General features: G+C 56.1%; 21 protein-coding genes. 10 read left to right on the top strand and 11 right to left on the bottom strand.

What is annotated here, in order from left to right:
- Position 1: 1 nt before the first annotated feature.
- The 4 genes from IMQ56_RS12545 to IMQ56_RS12530 form a co-directional block, all read right to left on the bottom strand.
- On the bottom strand, positions 2–382 hold the full coding sequence (locus tag IMQ56_RS12545) for a response regulator (RefSeq protein WP_047056636.1): 381 nt from the start codon (positions 380–382) through the stop codon (positions 2–4).
- 23 nt (positions 383–405) lie between these two features.
- The gene (locus IMQ56_RS12540; protein ID WP_003863056.1) at positions 406–666 is read right to left on the bottom strand and encodes a XapX domain-containing protein; all 261 of its coding nucleotides are present in this window, start codon (positions 664–666) and stop codon (positions 406–408) included.
- Positions 663–884 (bottom strand): DUF1427 family protein, encoded by a 222-nt coding sequence (locus IMQ56_RS12535; protein ID WP_017383875.1) that lies wholly within the window; start codon positions 882–884, stop codon positions 663–665. Before IMQ56_RS12535 ends, IMQ56_RS12540 begins: the two co-directional genes overlap by 4 nt.
- Before the next feature lie 61 nt (positions 885–945).
- Positions 946–1632, bottom strand: coding sequence for a hydrolase (locus tag IMQ56_RS12530; RefSeq protein WP_003863053.1), 687 nt, complete (start codon positions 1630–1632; stop codon positions 946–948).
- Positions 1633–1852: 220 nt separating this feature from the next.
- Here IMQ56_RS12530 and IMQ56_RS12525 point away from each other — a divergent pair, with 220 nt between their 5' ends.
- Genes IMQ56_RS12525 through IMQ56_RS12510 form a run of 4 tightly spaced genes read left to right on the top strand, consistent with a single transcriptional unit; the run spans position 1853 to position 6593 of the window.
- On the top strand, positions 1853–3724 hold the full coding sequence (locus tag IMQ56_RS12525) for an amidohydrolase (RefSeq protein ID WP_047052562.1): 1872 nt from the start codon (positions 1853–1855) through the stop codon (positions 3722–3724).
- Positions 3724–4131, top strand: coding sequence for a DoxX family protein (locus IMQ56_RS12520; protein WP_032652450.1), 408 nt, complete (start codon positions 3724–3726; stop codon positions 4129–4131). Before IMQ56_RS12525 ends, IMQ56_RS12520 begins: the two co-directional genes overlap by 1 nt.
- Positions 4128–5741, top strand: coding sequence for an MFS transporter (locus tag IMQ56_RS12515; protein ID WP_063136685.1), 1614 nt, complete (start codon positions 4128–4130; stop codon positions 5739–5741). The genes IMQ56_RS12520 and IMQ56_RS12515 overlap by 4 nt, the downstream gene beginning before the upstream one ends.
- A gap of 30 nt (positions 5742–5771) precedes the next feature.
- Positions 5772–6593 (top strand): alpha/beta hydrolase, encoded by an 822-nt coding sequence (locus tag IMQ56_RS12510; protein WP_063136684.1) that lies wholly within the window; start codon positions 5772–5774, stop codon positions 6591–6593.
- A gap of 39 nt (positions 6594–6632) precedes the next feature.
- On the opposite strand, the gene IMQ56_RS12505 is transcribed toward IMQ56_RS12510, so the two are convergent.
- Both IMQ56_RS12505 and IMQ56_RS12500 read right to left on the bottom strand, forming a co-directional pair.
- Entirely contained in the window at positions 6633–8027 is a 1395-nt protein-coding gene (locus IMQ56_RS12505) for an MFS transporter (RefSeq protein ID WP_063136683.1), read from the bottom strand.
- A 45-nt stretch (positions 8028–8072) separates the two neighbouring features.
- The gene (locus IMQ56_RS12500; RefSeq protein WP_063136682.1) at positions 8073–9161 is read right to left on the bottom strand and encodes a cellulase family glycosylhydrolase; all 1089 of its coding nucleotides are present in this window, start codon (positions 9159–9161) and stop codon (positions 8073–8075) included.
- A gap of 185 nt (positions 9162–9346) precedes the next feature.
- Between IMQ56_RS12500 and IMQ56_RS12495 the strand changes: the two genes are divergently transcribed.
- Positions 9347–10354: a LacI family DNA-binding transcriptional regulator gene (locus tag IMQ56_RS12495; protein WP_017383881.1), complete on the top strand. Its 1008-nt coding sequence runs from the start codon at positions 9347–9349 to the stop codon at positions 10352–10354.
- On the opposite strand, the gene fosA is transcribed toward IMQ56_RS12495, so the two are convergent.
- Complete coding sequence (gene fosA / locus IMQ56_RS12490) at positions 10340–10765, bottom strand: FosA/FosA2 family fosfomycin resistance glutathione transferase (RefSeq protein ID WP_196064037.1); 426 nt, start codon at positions 10763–10765, stop codon at positions 10340–10342. The genes IMQ56_RS12495 and fosA overlap by 15 nt on opposite strands.
- A 199-nt stretch (positions 10766–10964) precedes the next feature.
- Between fosA and trpS the strand changes: the two genes are divergently transcribed.
- Together trpS and IMQ56_RS12480 are read left to right on the top strand one after the other, a co-directional pair.
- Positions 10965–11969, top strand: a complete 1005-nt coding sequence (gene trpS / locus IMQ56_RS12485) for a tryptophan--tRNA ligase (protein WP_196064036.1) — start codon at positions 10965–10967, stop codon at positions 11967–11969.
- 574 nt (positions 11970–12543) lie between these two features.
- On the top strand, positions 12544–12915 hold the full coding sequence (locus tag IMQ56_RS12480; RefSeq protein ID WP_023295853.1) for a hypothetical protein: 372 nt from the start codon (positions 12544–12546) through the stop codon (positions 12913–12915).
- Positions 12916–12924: 9 nt separating this feature from the next.
- On the opposite strand, the gene IMQ56_RS12475 is transcribed toward IMQ56_RS12480, so the two are convergent.
- The 4 genes from IMQ56_RS12475 to IMQ56_RS12460 all read right to left on the bottom strand — a co-directional run bounded on the left by IMQ56_RS12475 (position 12925) and on the right by IMQ56_RS12460 (position 14802).
- Positions 12925–13380: a hypothetical protein gene (locus tag IMQ56_RS12475; protein WP_196064035.1), complete on the bottom strand. Its 456-nt coding sequence runs from the start codon at positions 13378–13380 to the stop codon at positions 12925–12927.
- A gap of 21 nt (positions 13381–13401) precedes the next feature.
- On the bottom strand, positions 13402–13665 hold the full coding sequence (locus IMQ56_RS12470; protein WP_196064034.1) for a hypothetical protein: 264 nt from the start codon (positions 13663–13665) through the stop codon (positions 13402–13404).
- Positions 13640–14170 carry a DUF2778 domain-containing protein gene (locus tag IMQ56_RS12465; protein WP_023295850.1) on the bottom strand — a complete coding sequence of 177 codons (531 nt, stop codon included), beginning with the start codon at positions 14168–14170 and terminating at the stop codon, positions 13640–13642. The genes IMQ56_RS12470 and IMQ56_RS12465 overlap by 26 nt, the downstream gene beginning before the upstream one ends.
- Before the next feature lie 164 nt (positions 14171–14334).
- Positions 14335–14802 carry a SymE family type I addiction module toxin gene (locus IMQ56_RS12460; RefSeq protein WP_023295849.1) on the bottom strand — a complete coding sequence of 156 codons (468 nt, stop codon included), beginning with the start codon at positions 14800–14802 and terminating at the stop codon, positions 14335–14337.
- Between the two features lie 446 nt (positions 14803–15248).
- Here IMQ56_RS12460 and IMQ56_RS12455 point away from each other — a divergent pair, with 446 nt between their 5' ends.
- The 3 genes from IMQ56_RS12455 to queD all read left to right on the top strand — a co-directional run bounded on the left by IMQ56_RS12455 (position 15249) and on the right by queD (position 17734).
- Entirely contained in the window at positions 15249–16262 is a 1014-nt protein-coding gene (locus IMQ56_RS12455; protein ID WP_047735134.1) for an HNH endonuclease domain-containing protein, read from the top strand.
- A complete protein-coding gene (locus IMQ56_RS12450) occupies positions 16262–16846 on the top strand; it encodes a class I SAM-dependent methyltransferase (RefSeq protein WP_045330286.1) in 585 nt (194 codons plus the stop codon). Before IMQ56_RS12455 ends, IMQ56_RS12450 begins: the two co-directional genes overlap by 1 nt.
- 522 nt (positions 16847–17368) lie before the next feature.
- Positions 17369–17734 (top strand): 6-carboxytetrahydropterin synthase QueD, encoded by a 366-nt coding sequence (queD, locus tag IMQ56_RS12445; protein WP_023295845.1) that lies wholly within the window; start codon positions 17369–17371, stop codon positions 17732–17734.
- The last annotated feature ends 368 nt before the right edge of the window (positions 17735–18102 follow it).

The following is an 18102-nucleotide window of genomic DNA, read 5'->3' as shown; positions in this document are numbered from 1 at the left end:
CTTATTGTCGGCGGGTCAGCTCCCGCTGAATATGATCCAGCAGAATATCGATGTTAATCGGCTTACGCAAAAATGCAGCGGCGCCCAGACTGAGTGCATACCGCTGCATATTTTCATCAGCATGGCCGGAGATAAACAGTACTGGCGGTGGCGGCGTGGCCAGCAACCGCAGCTTCTCAAACAGCTCGATGCCGTTCATGCCGCGCAGCTTGATGTCGGTGATCACCAGCGACGCGCCGGACAGGGCGAGAGGGTGGCTCAAAAAAACCTCTGCCGAATCGAAGGTATCGGTAGCATACCCTTCCGATTGCAGCAGGTTACTGAGCCCGCTGCGAACAGAGCGTTCGTCATCAATGATGGCAATGCGCCACGGCAGCGTCATGCTGTCTTTCCTCAAACAAATCGTTACGCGTCGCGGCTTTCCTTCGCGGGCGCTGGGGGCGCGGTACCGCTGATCTTCGGTACGCATTCATGACGAAACCAGGCCAGGGTCAACGGTTCGCGGCTCACCAGACGCCGTCCGATGGGGATCAGCTGTTCACCCACCAGCATGCCGAACAGGCCAAGCAGCGCGACGACCGGCGGCGCCGGGGAATGCACGTCGAGCAGGGCGTAAAGTACCCCAGCCGCGACCCCGCACACCAGCGAAATAATCCAGGCCTTCATGATGACGCTCCGGACAGGTGCTGAACGTGGGGAACCGTCACCTGCACGCCCGCGGGATTGTCGCGGGATAAAAGATGACGCATCGCCTGTTCCCCCGCCAGCATCCCCAGCAGGCCAATCAGCGCCAGCGCGGGCGGCGCGGGGGAACGCACCTTCAGCACGGCATACATCAGGCCAATCAACACGCCTGCCGCGAGGGATATCAACCCTGTACTCATTGTGAACTCCAGAGAAAAAGGCAGCGGCGAGCCGGATGAGGGACCAGCCCGCCAGCGGGACTTAGCGTGCCGGAACCGGCGCTAAGGTGCGGTGCTCGCTCTTCTGACGAGACGGCGCTTTGTGCACCATGGTGTAGGCGTAATCCACACCCATTCCGTAGGCGCCGGAGTGCTCGCGCACGATATCCATCACCGCGGTGTAGGTCTCTTTGCGCGCCCAGTCACGCTGCCACTCCAGCATCACCTGCTGCCAGGTCACCGGGATCACGCCCGCCTGGATCATGCGCTGCATCGCGAAGTCGTGGGCTTCTTTGGAGGTGCCGCCGGAGGCGTCTGCCACCATATAAATTTCGTAGTCGCCTTCCAGCATCGCGCACAGGGCAAAGCTGTTATTGCACACTTCGGTCCACAGGCCCGCGACAACCACCTTCTTCTTGCCGTTGGCCTTCAGCGCGTCGCGCACCTTCTGGTCGTCCCAGGAGTTCATGGAGGTACGCTCCAGGATGTCCTGGCCCGGGAACACGTCCAGCAGCTCCGGATAGGTATTGCCGGAGAAGCTTTCGGTCTCAACGGTGGTGATGATGGTTGGGATGTTGAACACCTTAGCCGCTTTCGCCAGCGCCACGGTGTTGTTTTTCAGCACCTGGCGGTCAATAGACTGCACGCCGAACGCCATCTGTGGCTGGTGATCGATGAAGATGATCTGACAGTTGGCAGGGGTTAAGACTTCGAGCTTAGAAGTGGTCATAAGAGTATCCAGTGAGGTTAAAGGTTAAAATCGCCGCGAACAGCACGCCGATAAAATCGCGTTCATCCTATGACCCACAGCGCTGTGGTGTAATTATCTCTTCGTATAGTTAACCTTAGGTATAGTTATACTTTGGTATACCTATCCTATTGTATAACTGGATCTTTGCCGAAACCGGTTCCCATAATCCTGACCATTCCCCTCTGAGTCTGGAGCTATTATGGTTACCCTCGGTAAAGCCGATCTCATTCTGGTTAACGGCCAGTTTCACACCGTCGATCGCGAGAATCCTGTCGCGGAAGCCGTTGCCGTGCGCGACGGAAAATTTCTGGAAGTGGGTACCGTCGCCGAGGTGATGCAACACCACTGCGACGGCACTAAGGTGGTCGACTTAAAAGGCCACACCGCCATCCCCGGCCTGAACGACTCGCACCTGCACCTGATCCGCGGCGGCCTGAACTACAACCTCGAGCTGCGCTGGGAAGGCGTGCCGTCCCTGGCCGACGCCCTGCGGATGCTAAAAGAGCAGGCCCTGCGCACGCCGTCGCCCCAGTGGGTGCGCGTGGTGGGCGGCTGGAGCGAGTTCCAGTTCGCCGAGCGCCGCATGCCGACCCTCGACGAAATTAACGACGCCGCGCCTGACACCCCGGTGTTTATCCTCCACCTGTACGACCGCGCCCTGCTCAACCGCGCCGCGCTGAAGGTGGTCGGCTACACCAAAGACACGCCGAACCCGCCGGGCGGGGAGATCCAGCGCGACGCCAACGGCAACCCGACCGGAATGCTTATTGCCCGTCCGAACGCCATGATTTTGTACGCCACGCTGGCGAAAGGGCCGAAGCTGCCGCTGGAGCAGCAGGTCAACTCCACGCGCCAGTTCATGCGCGAGCTGAACCGTCTGGGGCTGACCAGCGCCATCGACGCGGGCGGCGGCTTCCAGAACTACCCGGAAGATTACGAGGTGATTGCCGAGCTGCACGAGAAAAAGCAGATGACCATCCGCATCGCCTACAACCTGTTTACCCAGCGTCCGGGCCACGAGCTGGAAGACTTTGAAAAATGGACCGACATGCTCACGCCGGGCCAGGGCAGCGACTTCTTCCGCCACAACGGCGCGGGCGAGATGCTGGTCTTCTCCGCCGCCGATTTTGAAGACTTCCTCGAGCCGCGTCCGGACCTCGCGCCGGGCATGGAGGACGAACTGGAGCGCGTGGTGCGCCATCTGGTGGAGCACCGCTGGCCGTTCCGCCTGCACGCCACCTATAACGAATCCATCAGCCGCATGCTGGACGTCTTCGAGAAGGTGAACCGTGACATTCCGTTCAACGGGCTGCACTGGTTCTTCGACCACGCCGAAACCGTGTCGCAGGCCAACATTGACCGCATCAAAGCACTCGGCGGCGGCATTGCCGTCCAGCACCGCATGGCCTTCCAGGGCGAGTACTTTGCCGAGCGCTACGGCATCGAAGCCACCCGCCACACGCCGCCGGTGGCGAAAATGCTCGAGACCGGCGTGCCGGTGGGCCTGGGAACGGACGCTACCCGCGTGGCGAGCTACAACCCGTGGACCGCGCTCTACTGGCTGGTCTCCGGCCGCACCGTTGGCGGGATGCAGATGTACGACCACAGCGCCCGTCTGGATCGCGATACCGCCCTGATGCTCTGGACCCAGGGCAGCGCGTGGTTCTCCAGCGAGCAGAATCAGAAGGGGCAGATCAAAGCGGGGCAGCTCGCGGATCTGGCGGTGCTCAGCAAAGATTACTTCCGCGTGCCGGAGGAGGAGATCAAGGGCATCGAGTCCGTCCTCACCGTGGTGAACGGCGATATCGTCTATGCCGCAGGCGCCTTTGGCCCACTCGCGCCGCCCGCCATTCCGGTTCTGCCCGAGTGGTCCCCGGTGGTGAAGGTGCCGGGCCATTACCGCAGCGCGCCGCCGCAGGCCGCACGCGTGGGTATGAGTGTGGCTCACCACTGTAGCGGCCCGTGCGGGGTTCACAGCCACCAGCATGATTTCGCCCGTACGTCAGCGATGCCGGTATCCGACGATAACGCTTTCTGGGGGGCGCTGGGTTGCAGCTGCTTTGCATTCTGATGAAACAAAATGACGTTTCGCCCCGGATCGATCCGGGGTTGTTTTTTCTGCGCCTGACCGGCAGCCTGCTGCTGCTTTACGTGCACGGCCTGCCGAAGGTGCTGCACTTCAGCGAAGAGCTGACGCGCATCGAAGATCCGTTTGGTTTCGGGCCGTATGCCAGCCTGATCCCGGCGATCGTCGCCGAGGTGATCTGCCCGCTGTTTATCATTGCGGGGGTTTACACCCGCCTGGCGTGCCTGCCGATTATCGCCGTGCTGCTGGTGGCGATGCTGGCGGTCCACCCGAACTGGTCGATTGCCGAGGGGCAGTTTGGCTGGCTGCTGCTGATTATCTTCACCACCCTCGCCCTTACCGGGCCGGGCCAGTGGCGAGTGCAGCGTAAAACAACGGAGAGGTTCGCATGACCCAGGTTAACGACGTTCGCGACGCACACGTCGAGCAGACGCCCGCGGTTTCACCCTGGCAGCCGCTGAGCCAGCCGGTGTTCCGCATGCTGTGGATCGCCACGGTGGTCTCTAACGTCGGCTCATGGATGAGCGACGTCGGTATCAACTGGAGCATGCTGACGCTCAGCGCCGATCCGCTGGATATCGCGCTGGTGCAGGCGGCGAGCAGCCTGCCGATGTTCCTTTTCGCCCTGCCGTCCGGGGTGATGGCGGACATCGTTGACCGACGTAAATACCTGCTCTTCTCCCAGCTGTGGGTATTCATTGCCGCCGCCGGGCTGACGCTGCTCTCTTTTACCGGACACGTCACCCCCACCGTTCTGCTGGCGGCGACGTTTCTGCTGAGCGTGGGTGCGGCCATGAGTTCGCCGCCGTTTCAGGCGATTGTCCCTGACCTGGTGAGCAAGCCCGAGCTGGGTTCCGCCGTGGCGCTTAACTCGCTCGGGGTCAATATCAGCCGGGCAATTGGCCCCGCGCTGGGCGGTTTTCTGCTGTCGCTTGCCGGACCGTGGATGGTGTTTGCCCTGAACGCGCTGTCCGTGATGGGCGTGGCGTGGGTGCTGTGGCGCTGGCGTCCGGCGCCGTCCGTGCAGCGTTTGCCACCGGAGCACTTCTTCTCTGCGGTGCGCTCAGGCATTCGCTACGTGCACGCCGCGCCGGTGCTGCGCAACGTGCTGGTGCGCACCGTGGCCTTCTTCGTTTTCGGCAGCGCGGGCTGGGCATTGCTGCCGCTGGTGGCGCGCCGCGAGCTGGGCTTAGGCCCGGCGGGCTATGGCGTGATGCTGGCATGTATCGGCCTTGGCGCCATTGCCGGGGCCATCCTGCTGCCGCGTCTGCGCCAGCGGCTGAACGCCGATCGGCTGATGGTGACCGCCAGCCTGACGTTTGCGATCACCATGCTGGCGCTGGCATTTGTACGTCACTTTTGGCTGCTAAACTTGTTTGAGTTCTTTACCGGCTTCGCGTGGATTGCGGTGCTCTCCACCCTCAACCTTGGCGCGCAGCGCAGCGCCGCACGCTGGGTAAAAGCCCGGGCGCTGGCGGTGTATCTGACGGTCTTTTTCGGTTCGATGACCGCAGGCAGCGCCGTCTGGGGCCAGATCGCCTCGCAGTTCGGCACGCCGGCTTCGCTGGTTCTCGCCACGCTGGGGATGGTGCTGGCGAGCATGACGGTGTTCCGCTGGAAGCTGGAGAAAGATCCGGATTTAAATCTCGACCTGAGCGGGCAGCCGCTGGACGGGGTGGAGATTGAACTCCCGAACGAGCGTGGCCCGGTGCTGGTCTCGCATGAGTACATCATCGACCCGCAGAACGCGAAAGCGTTTTTGCAGGCCGTGCACGAACTACGCCGGGTGCGCCGCCGCGCCGGGGCCATGAGCTGGGCGGTGTACGAAGATATTGAACGTCCGGGTCTGTTTATCGAGACCTTCCTGATGGGTTCCTGGATCGAGCATCTGCGCCAGCAGGAACGCCACACCATGAATGACCTCCTGTTGCAGAGCCGCGTTCTGGCTTTTCATCAGGGCACAACATCACCGGCAATTCGTTATCTGGTCGCGCCGGTCTGAACATAACAATCACCTGTAGAGGAACACACTATGGCAACGTTTAAGGCAAAAGATGGTACGCAGATTTATTACAAAGACTGCGGCGCGGGCAAACCGGTTCTCTTCAGCCACGGCTGGCCGCTGGACGGGGATATGTGGGACAGCCAGCTGAACCACCTGGCCGAGCGCGGCTACCGCACCATCGCCTTTGACCGTCGCGGGTTTGGGCGTTCGGATCAGCCGTGGAACGGCTATGACTACGATACCTTTGCGTCCGACATTAACGACCTGATCACCACGCTGGATCTGCGCGACGTGACGCTGGTAGGCTTCTCCATGGGCGGCGGCGACGTGACGCGTTACATCAACAACTACGGCAGCGAGCGCGTGGCCGGTCTTGCCCTGCTGGGCGCGGTAACACCCATTTTCGGCAAATCCGATAGCTACCCGGAAGGGGTCGATCAGAGCGTGTTCAGCGGGATTCGCGACGGACTGCGTAAAGATCGCGCCCAGTTCATCAGCGATTTCGCTACCCCATTCTACGGCACCAACGCCGGGCAGACCGTTTCTGCCGGTGCCCTGACGCAGACGCTGAACATCGCCCTGCTGGCGTCCCTGAAGGGCACCATTGATTGCGTAACCGCCTTCGCCGAGACCGATTTCCGCCCGGATATGGCGAAAATCGACGTGCCGACGCTGGTGATCCACGGCAGCAACGACCAGGTCGTGCCGTTTGAAACGACCGGCAAGCTGGCGGCAGAGATGATCAAAAACGCCACGCTGAAAGTGTACGACAACGCGCCGCACGGCTTCGCGCTGACCCACCAGGACCAGCTCAACGAAGATCTGCTGGCGTTTGTGAAGTCGCTGTAAGTCATTACGCGAAGCCTGATGGCGCTTCGCTTATCAGGCCTACAAGGGCTGGTCCTGTAGGCCGGGTAAGGCGCAGCCGCCACCCAGCGCTTTCGCAGACGCATTCCGCTCCGCCAGCAGCCGACACACCTCCGCATGCTTCTCTTCGGTAAAGGTAAAGCGCGACATAAACCCCATTCGGATCAGCGAGCCTATCGCTGGTAACAAACAAATGCCGAAGAACAGCCCCGCCAGCACGCTGTCGCTCTGGGCCTGCGCCTGCGGCACATAGTCGATCATTGTCAGAAACACGCCGATGAGCCCGCCGCCCACCGCCACCGACATCTTGCCGGTAAAGGTCTGCCCGGAGAAGGTGATCGCCGCGCAGCGCTTGTGGGTGTGATACTCCGCATACTCGATGGTGTCGGCAATCATCGACGAGGTGAGGATGTTGGTCATCATCACGAACAGCGTGCTCAGGCCGAGCAGGATAAACAGCAACGCCGTGTGCTGATAGCCCGTGAACCACATCACCACGCGCACCGCCACGTCCAGCCCGCAGAGGATCATAAACAGCTTCCGCTTCTGCATCCGGCGGGTCAGCAGCGGGGCGACCAGGCACAGCACCGCCGCCACTATCCCCATTACGCCAATTGCCATTTGCAGGCTGCCGTCGCCCATATTGTTGATAAAGAAGTAGATATAGAGACCGCCCGCCACGTTATGGAACACGCAGAAAAAGAACGACAGCAGGACAATAAACAGCGGCTTGTTCTGGCGCAGGTTGTGGAAGGTGTCGCGCATCGTCACCTTTTCCGGGCTCGGCGGCACGCGCTCTTTGATCTGCATAAAGCCGTTGAGCATCAACGGCAGGCCCACCAGCATCATCACCAGCGCCGCCATAAAGTAGCCTTTATCGTTGCTGTACTGGGCGAAGAACGCTGCCAGCTTTGGGAAGAAGATGTTAGCGCAGGCAATCCCGGCGTTCACTCCGAGCATCGCCGCCGTCACCGCGCGGGTGCGCTGGCCGGAGTCGTTGGTCATCACCGATGACATCGACCAGAACGGGATATCGGAGATGGCGTACAGCGTCCCCCACAGGATATACGTCACCCCGGCGTAGAGGATTTTGGTGGTCATGTCCGCTTCGATTTTATAGAACGCCAGCAGGGTGACCCCGGTGATCAGCAGCGGGGCGATCAGTAAAAAGTGGCGAAACTTGCCGAACCGGCTGTTAATGGTGTCCATAATGCTGGCAAACAGCGGATCGTGAACCGCATCCCACGCACGGGCAATCAGGAAGATGGTGCTTGCCGCCAGCGCCGAGATCCCCAGCACGTCGGTGTAAAAATAGTTAATAAACGAACCCACTAAACCAAAGCTAAAACACTGACCTAAACCATAGCCAAAGTAAGACCACAACTCGCGAGACGGTATCTTCATTGTCATTGCCATAGTGCGTACCTGGTTGCCCGGCGACAGCGCGCCGGGTCATTATTATTAGCCCTGCGGATTCGGGGCGATTTTGCGCAGCTTCTTCATCAGCGCGATTTCAGCGCGTGAGAACGGGATACCGTTCTCCTCAAACACGTCGTGGAACCACAGGCGGCAGTAGTCCGTGGACTCCTTCATCACTACCGGCCACGGCAGCCAGGTCTGGGTTTTACCGCGCACCAGCCCCCACTGATACGGCGCGACCTTCGCCATGTACATCAGCGGGAGCTGCTCTTCGATGGTGCCGCCCACGTGACGCGCCAGCCATTCGGTGCAGAAGATTGGGCGGCCCAGCGCCTGAAGCTGCTGGATAATCGCCGTCATGCGCCCGGTATTGGTGTAGGCGTGGTAGCTCACCACATCTGACAGCGCCAGCGCGGTCTGGTCCAGCGGGTGCTGGTAAAACGTCTCGCCCTCCTCTTCCGCCGGCAGACGCCACGCGCAGATGGTGAGCGGCTGGATCGGGTCTTCCTCACGCCCCCAGCGGAACGCCTGCTTCATCAACTCGTGCGCGCAGGTTTCCAGCTTCTCGTCGTACAACACCTCTTCGGTGCCCGTCGCGAAAATGCCGCGGTTGCCCGGCTCGTTGTAGAGATCCCAGAGCAATACGCGCTTATCCTCGCGGAACTGGCGCACAACGTCGCGGATATAGCGCTCAATCTGTGGCCAGCAGTCGCGATCGCACACCTTATCGCGTCCCGGGCTCGCTGCCGCCTGGCTGTTGTGCTTGCCCGGTACGGGCGGCTTTTGCGGGCCGAGGTACGGCTCGTCGCCGGAGAACCCGCAGTCGTCCATCAGGGTCAGCATGGTGCTGAACCCATGACCGTCGGCAATCGTCAAAAAGCGGTCGATGCGCGCCATCAGCCCGTCGCGGTCGTGCTCCCAGACGATGAACGGCAGGTTGATGCGCAGGGTGTTATAGCCCGCGTCCGCCGCCCAGCCCAGCTCGCGGTCGATGGTGTCGGCATCGAAGGTCTCTTCCTGCCAGATATCGGTCCAGTTCACCGCCGTCGACGGCAGATAGTTAAACCCGCACAGCCAGCCTTTCTGCTGATACCACGCCTGTGCCTGCTCCCTGCTCCACTGCTCTTTCATTACGCATCCTCTTACTGATAATATTTAGCTAATAAATATTAGTTGCAGAATAAATGCGCAAATCGTGGCGCTCAGAAAAGCGACGCCTCTCACAAAGTTCACGCTTCGATGGATGAGAAACGTGATCGACGGCGCGGAAGCGCGCGGTTAGGGTATGATGCAAATTCGCGAAAGGGAGAGGACGGATGAAGCGAAAAACAAAAGTGACGATGAACGATATTGCGCGGGCAGCGGGGGTGTCGCAGGCGACGGTATCGCTGGTGCTCAACCAGTCCCGCAACATCAAGCTCAGCGATGATACCCGCCAGCGGGTGATTAATGTGGCTACCGAGCTCGGCTACGACCGCCTCCCCGCCGTTCACGCCCCGCGCAACCAGGAGGAGATCGCCCTGCTGGTCAGCTCCATGCAGAGCTTCGACCCGTTTATCGACGCCATCAGCCAGGCGCGGGAAGCGGCGTGGCGCAACGAGACCCTGCTCACCGTCTACGACTACGGCGACGACGTGGAGCTGGCCCTGAACATCATCCGCCAGCTGGACAAGCGCAACTGCATCGGGATTATCCTTGCCTCTCCGGTCACGAACGTCGTCGATATGACGGCATTCCAGGACTGCACCCGCATCCCGCTGGTGCTGCTCAACCAGCGCGACCCCGGCTCGCCGCTGCTGCCGTCGTTTATTCCGGACGACTACGCCAACGCTTTCCAGGTTACCAGACACCTCATCGCCTGCGGCGCCACGCGCATCGCCCACATCACCGGCGAGAGCTGGATGGAGGCCTCGCGCCAGCGTCTGGCGGGCTACCAGGCGGCATTACAGCAGGCCGGACTGGCGTGCGACGACGGTCTGGTGCGCCAGACCAACTGGCAGTTCAGCGAGTCCTTTACCGCGACAGCTTCGCTGCTGGAACTGGCCGAGCGCCCGGACGCCATCTTCTGCGCCAGCGACTGGCTGGCGATCGGCTGCTACCAGGCGCTGGCGGTGAACGGCGTGCGCATTCCGCAGGATATGCTGCTGGCGGGCTACGACGACCAGAAGATTTCCGAGCAGCTCACCCCGCCGCTGACCAGCATCCAGCTGCCCTACAGCGAGCTGGGACGGCTGGCGGTGGAGTACCTGTGCAATCAGGAAGATGCCGCCACGCACGTGACGCTGGCGGGCAGGCTGAAGGTGCGCGCCTCAAGCCTCGTCTGAGGTAAACACCATGCCCGCGTAGGGCTTCTCGCGACACGCCGCCAGCCGCGCGGCGAGGCTGCCGACGTGCAGCTCCAGCTTGTGCCCGTCCGGGTCGAGAAAATAGAACGATGCCCCCTCGCTTTTGTTCTGCTTCCAGACGGTGACGCCCGCCTGCTTGAGCCTTTGCGAGAACGGTTCAAAATCTTCTTCCGCCACGGTAAACGCGTAGTGGGTGTAGTCGCTCTCCTGCGGCGGCACGTTCCTGCGCGCCTCGTCGTACGACAGGCAGACCCACAGATCGCCGCAGGTGAGATAGGCCCCGGTATTCCAGCGGGCGTGCAGCGCAAGCCCCAGCAGCTCGTGCCAGAAGGTGACGCTTTTTTGCAGGTCGCTGACCGCGAGGGTCAGGTGGTTGAGTGATTGCAGCATGACGTGCCCTTTTGTTTTTCGCGCCGGACATGGTACGGTAAAGAGATGAACATAAACCACGCCGTGCTCACCGTAAACCGCTGGTGGCTGCCTTCTTAAAGGCGGCACGGAGTAGTTTTCCCCATTTTCAGATAGCCGCCGAAAGGCGGCTTTCTCACATCTAAGACCCCTTTCGGCATTACAACGTTAAGGAGTCTTTATGAACCCGCAAACCATCCTCACCGGCGACCGCCCAACCGGCCCGCTGCACCTTGGCCACTTCGTCGGATCGCTGCGCCAGCGCGTGGCGCTTCAGCAGACGCACAACCAGTTTGTGCTGATTGCTGACCTTCAGGGGCTAACCGACAACGGCAGCAACCCGCAAAAAATTCGCGACAACATCCCCGAAGTGCTGGCCGACTACCTCGCCGCGGGCATTGACCCGAACCAGACCACGATCTGCCTGCAATCCGCCCTGCCCGCCCTTGCCGAGCTGACGATGCTGTATATGAACATCGTCACCGTCGCCCGCGTGGAGCGTAACCCGACGGTGAAAAACGAGATTGCGCAGAAGGGTTTCGCCCGCTCGCTGCCGGTCGGGTTTATGGCCTACCCCATCAGCCAGGCGGCGGACATCACCGCGTTTAAGGCCGAGTGCGTGCCCGTCGGCGACGACCAGCTGCCGATGATTGAGCAGACCAACGAGATTGTGCACAAGATGAACAGCCTGCTGCCCGCCCCGGTGCTGCGCCACTGCAAGGCGATGCTGAGCGACACCAGCCGCCTGCCCGGCATCGACGGCGGCGCCAAGATGTCAAAATCGCTGGGCAACACGCTGCACCTTTCGGCCAGCGAAGAGACGATTCATCGTGCGGTCAGCGCCATGTACACCGACCCGAACCACCTGAAGGTGAGCGACCCGGGGCAGATTGAGGGGAACGTGGTGTTTACGTACCTCGACGCGTTTCATCCGGACAAGGAGAAAGTGGCGGCGATGAAGGCGCATTATCAGGCGGGCGGGCTGGGCGACAGGGTGTGTAAGAACGAGCTGGAGGCGTGTTTGCAGGAGCTGATTGCGCCGATGCGGGAGCGGAGGGCGATGTATATGCAGGACAAGGGAGAGTTGATGGCGATGCTGAAGCGCGGGACCGAACGGGCGCAGGGGGTGACGCAGGCGACGTTGCGGGAGGTGAAGATTGGGTTGGGGGTGCCGGTGTTTAGTTAAAGTAGGTTTAGCGGTGGAGTGCGTGGAATTGGCATGAAGCCGCTAACTTGATCATTACGGAAATCAGCGAGGCGCAATAAATTCTGAAGTGCATTATTAGCCAATGTCGTTTGTCATTCTGTTGAGAGCGCTATATTCATAGACTCTTTATATTTTAAACGTCGCGGCAACTGTTATGAGCAAGTTTATTATTTCCATGCTGAATACATTACTTTGTGTTTTTGTGATTGTGTTATGCCTCATATGCGTGGGTGTCACTGATAACTGGAAAGAATGCACTATAGCTATAATCATCACTTTAGGATGCGCACATTTCATGGCCGTTTTACTGAATCGTGTATTGCCTCATAAGTTATCTATCTTAGAAGGAATACTGGAATTATTGGGAGGACCACTATTAGTTATAGGCGCAATTGTGTGCTTTGATGTATTCGAACCCTGGCCGTTAAAAATCATTGGGATGTTTGCGTGGATTGTTTTGATTTTCTTTGTACCTTCAATGATAAGTCCCAGGCGTTAACTCGGTCTATTAATCAATGTCTGCGTCATTTCTTCACCCACGGAATCCAACATAATGTACCCCACTCTTTCGCAGGTCATTGAGGTTGTACGTCAGTCCTCGGGACATCATCGCAAGCGCATTGATGAGAACACCCTAATCGAAGCCGACCTTGATATATGCGGCATGGATGGCGATGCCCTGATTGAAGACTGCGAGGCAGCGTTTGGCGTTACGCTTGTCACTGAAGAAGATGGTTATGAGAAAACGTTTTCTCTCGCTGAAAATGAGTTTCTTTTTAGCACCGAGGGCATAGATTACTTTTGTATCTGCCGTTTGATTCGCAGGCTACGAGGCATACCCGAACCTGTGATACGCGATTTAACCGTTGGCGAACTCCATGCTGTATTGGTTAGGGCTGTGAAAGAGCAGATAAAGCACGAGTGATTTTTCTTACTACGGGCATGGGATGACATGCCCGTTACCTATCACTTTGGTCAGTTCAATGTCACCCGTAGCGGTATTAAAGTACAGATAGAAAAAATCTGCGTTTAACCGTTCGGGTTTCGACCAGACCTCCTTCACTTCCAGGCTACGCTTTTCCTTCACATACCCTAACGTTTCGAGATAAGCGCGCAACGGCGCAGCACTGGTAGCGCCTTTAAAAATGATACTGTTTGAAGGTTCGTAACCATCGCCCGAATGCGCTTCAAAATAATAGGCGCCCGTTACTTTTGGGGCGTTCTTAATATCCTTATCTGTCAGTATCCGGTAGTGGAAAAAATCGTTTTCCGTATAAACGGTCGTCTCATCCGAATCAGATGCCACAAGCCGTACAAACAACCATCCGAGGATAAAAACGGTGGCAACCGTGAGCGCTGACCACTTCAGGGCGTTTAAAAGGATTGTCATAGAAAATGCCTATGAAATGTCTTATGCCTGCCTCAGATTGCATATCTTTCGGATGATGATCATCAGTAGCGCGGTAACGACGACCATCATCCCACCCAACACCCACAGGAATGATGGGTCTGCTTCACCATCAGCAAACCCCAGACCGGTGCGATTTAAAAAATCATTGCTGGTTTGAGATAAGTAATCGAGCAAGCCTCCCAGAGGAAACAAGACGATAAAGAAGGAAGCAATGAGGCATGCCAGACCAATCAGGATATTATTTTTTAACTTTGCATGAAGCATAATCAGCCCTTCCGGTCACATCAATACGTCCATATGCCATCAACCCTTTACCACCAGGAACACGAATCTTCTTACGTGCCAGCAAAGATTGTCTGACAAGTTGAAAATCAGGGATATTATAGAACGTTATGCATCCCCACGACTCTCCCTCACCATTCGGCCTCAATGGATGAAGTCGAAATGAGCCTCTGTCGACCCCATTCACAAATACGTTATCAGCCATGGTCGAAGCATTAAACAAGCCGAACCATTCAGAATGATCGGTCCCGTTCTTGAAGTCTTTTACAAACCGCTCAACCCGATTAGCAATACTGCCTTCCGGTGCATCAACGATCCAGTACGTACCCACTGGTAACGCAGCATTCCTGATAAAGGCGCACTCAGCAATATTGGTTACAGGTTCAATCCCTGAAAAAACGGGAAACGTCCCAACGCCATAAACGTGTAGTTTCAGCCTTCTTCCATCGGCTGAGACATCGTTGTAATCCATCCTACAAATTTGCATAGCAATCCTCCCTGTCGCTTTGCGGGGAATGTTACAACCGATTTATTGAGTGCACCAGCGGAGTTAGATAATTCATTTAAAAAAGGAGAAATACGGGCATGCGTATTCAAGCCCGTATTAACTTATCCTTTTACAGGAATAATGAAGGGAGAATTTAGATATTATTATTCAGCCAGACCATTTCCGCGCTTCACCATAGGTATATCTCCCGTATCATTCAACGCCCCCGGAAACGTTTTTAACCATTGTGCTATTTTCTGTTTATTTATATTCACCACACTCATACCTTCCAGGCATCCCCATAATTCTCTTGTATGCTGTGGCGTAATCACGATGCAGTCTTTCATGGCGCGGATTTTTACCGGCATGCCGTTGATAAAGCCTGCACGGTTTAACCAGTCGCCGCCCAGAAGAAGGTATTTCATGTCTATGCGCGCATAGAGTTCGCAGCAGGCGGCACTGTCTTGCGGCGTTGCTGCGCGGGGATGAATGGGCGCCGCGTTGGGCTGGTTGCCGTGAAGACGGCGGGCGCTGTTTTTGCGTACCAGCTCGCGGTTTTCAATCATGCCGGTGAAAGCGTCTGATTCTGTTTTGCAAACCGTGAACTCTGGCTTAAAATTCGTCGCAGCCATTTTCAACTCCTCAGTAGTTGGTTGTGGTTAGCGGTATGGGGGTGTTGCAGCACCTTCATATCGCAAATTCCTCGTTAAATTTGTTTGATACTTACTTTGCCGTTCGGCGTAATTTCTGGTGCTCATTATACAGGGCTGAATATAAATACAGCAGTTTGGTTTGGGGTAAATTTGGAATTTGCGAGGGGGATTCAGGAAATAGGGTTTTAATTCGAGAAATAACAACGCTTCGACTGGAAACCTGTTCAACTCGCCTCTTCCAGATATCTGTTCGTCTATAAACCTGCGCTAATGCCGTATCGGTTGTCCCGAGAACTTCCTCTCTGACCTCTCAAAAATTCATCAAACCTATAGATTAACGATTTACATCACCCTGATTTTGTTATGTGATCCTGTTACAGGCTTAAGTAACGCCCTGTCCAGCCAACCGTAACAGGACTTCATCGATGGAATTTTATCAGGCCGATCCGACGCTTGAGAACTACTGGCGTGGTGTGATCCTCTTTGGAAGGAATGTCGCATCTTACAAATTTGCGCTGGCGTCAGCGTTGTATGAAGTGGATAAGACGGGCAGCGATTTGATTACGCTCGACCAGCTTGCCGTGCCGTTTAGCCGTTATCTTTGCGAGCACCTGAAACATGCGCCAAAACAGATCACCTCCCGCAGCAGCCAATTTCTCGAGACCTGTCTGAAGTTTAACAGAGGCGAAATCACCCATGCCCAGCTCATTGAAGCGACGGTGCGCCTCGGCTTTAACAACGTGATCGATGCCTTTCACTACGTGAACCAGGGCGAGATCGATAAACGTTTTTTCCTTGATGAGCGCAAAACCAACAACGGGATTCGCCTGACGGACAACTTCTATTTACTGGGCGAACGCCTGCAGTATAAAAACCTCGCCTTTGAAACCAATGCCCGCTGGAACCTGGTAGAACAGGCCTGGTCGATGGGGATTTCACGTAACCTTGTTGGCGTGGAGTTTGACGAAGATAATCAGCTGTTGTTTACGAGAGTAAATGCGCGTCGCGTAGACATCACCAGCTGCCGCGACAGCCTGAATGGATACCAGAAAGGACGATGTTTTTACTGCTTTAAACCCATCAGTCTGGTACCGGGAGACGCAGAACTGGCGGACGTCGACCACTTTATTCCCTGGGCTGCCCGCCAGGAAGTGAGCAATATTAACGGCGTATGGAACTTAGTGCTGGCCTGCCGGTGTTGTAACCGTGGCGTCGAAGGCAAGTCGGCACGCATTCCCGAGCTCAGGCTCCTGCAACGGTTACACACCCGCAATGAGTATTTTATTCAGAGCAAACTGCCGTTACATGAGACGATTGTTCTACAGACAGGGCAACGTCCTGAAGCACGGAGAAGCTTTCTTCAGCGTAACTGGCAGGCCGCGCTGGACAAACTTATCCATACCTGGAAACCCAACGCGGAAGGCGAGGCAACGTTTTAATGACTCTTCACTATTATCAGAACCACGCACAGGATTTCTTCGATGGCACGGTCAATGTCGATATGACCCCGCTTTACGAGGCCTTTACCCAGCATCTGCCTCATGGTGTCCGGGTTCTGGATGCGGGCTGCGGCTCAGGCCGGGACGCAAAAGCATTTCATGAGATAGGTTATCAGGTGGATGCTTTTGATGCCTCTTCCGCGATGGTGACGCTGGCAAAGCAACATACCGGGTTACCCGTGCAGCTGATGACGTTTTCAGAGCTCGACGGTAAAGCGCAGTACGATGGGATCTGGTGTTGTGCCTCTTTGCTGCATGTCCCCTCTTCTGAGTTGCCTGAAGTGATGCAGAAGCTTGCGGATGCGCTTAAGCCTGGCGGTGTCTGGTACGTGTCCTTTAAGTATGGCAACGGTGAGCGCGTGCAGGGTGAAAGACGGTTTACGGATCTGGATGAAGAGGGGTTGCGGGATTTGCTGAAGACGGTTCCGGGGATGGAGATCGCTTCGCTGTGGGTGACGCAGGATAACCGCCCGGACAGAGATGAGACATGGCTGAATGGAATATTACGAAAAAACGCCGCTTGATTATCAGGCGGTGCTAATCGATACGGAGTAAATTAACTCAGTCATTTATCACCTTGGTCAGCTCAACTTCACCCGTGGTGGCATTGAAGTACAGATAGAAAATGTCCCCTTTTACCTGATAGGGTTTAGACCAGACCTCCTTTTCCCAGGGTCAGTAAAGTCGGCTGGTAATGCTCACAATATGCAGCCGATTACATGGTGAACGTTACTTCCTGAGTTGATGTACTTGAGCCGCCAGCCAACTAGCAACTGTGACCATTTGAAAATCTTGAGGTTTTTCCTTTCCACCATTTTAACACCATTAAGAGGGCATCAAATAAAGTGTTCAACGTTCGGCTGTGGCTACAGATAACCCACAATTTAGCGTCATGCCCATCCCGCCTAAAGGCTCACAATCGAAAACAGTCCGGTATAGCTAGACCGGAATATTTTTGTCTATCAAAAGAGTAGTGGCAGCTAACTCAGAAATGCTAGGAGATCTTGGTTCTTATTGTTACTGTATAACAAAAAAATGAGGTCACTATGAAAACTACGTTATACAAAGATTTCACCTTTGAAGCCGCACACCGTCTTCCGAATGTTCCGGAAGGCCATAAATGCGGTCGCTTACACGGACATTCCTTTGTCGTGCGACTCGAGATAACCGGTGATGTGGATAAGCACACTGGTTGGATTATTGATTTCGCCGAACTAAAAGCGATTTTTAAACCTACTTTGGATAGGCTGGACCATTACTATCTCAATGACATTCCAGGCCTGGAAAACCCTACCAGCGAAGTGCTTGCTGAATGGATTTGGAATCAGATTAAACCTCAACTCCCGACCCTTAGCGCAGTCGTCGTGAAAGAGACATGCTCTGCAGGCTGCATTTATCGCGGCATAAAATAACTTATCTAGATAGCCAAAATTATATTGGCTATCTATTCTTTTAAAATCCCATTGTTATATGTAAGTACTACAGCAAGAATATTTCATATATTGCAATTGATTAATCACCTAGTTCAGATCAATTTAATGAATCTTAAGTTAAACTCGATACTACTAATACGAAAAATAGTAGTTGGAAATGGGGTTTTACGTATAGAAATCAATCACTACAAAGAAAGCTACTCACTTACTGTGTTATTTGTGAATCTACTAAGAACTTTGATTTTTTTCACTTGAATATGGGATTCATCTCAGTATCCTGTCAGTATCGACTGAACTTTTGCTTCTCAATGTGTGTCGTTCAGGCATGGAAACCCCTTACTTCATCC

It is taken from the genome of Enterobacter sp. Res13-Sevr-PEC09-46 (assembly GCF_015672585.1).
GTDB lineage: Bacteria > Pseudomonadota > Gammaproteobacteria > Enterobacterales > Enterobacteriaceae > Enterobacter > Enterobacter hormaechei_C.
The sequence above is the reverse complement of the archived record's forward strand: the minus strand, read 5'-3'. Positions and strand labels throughout refer to the sequence as shown.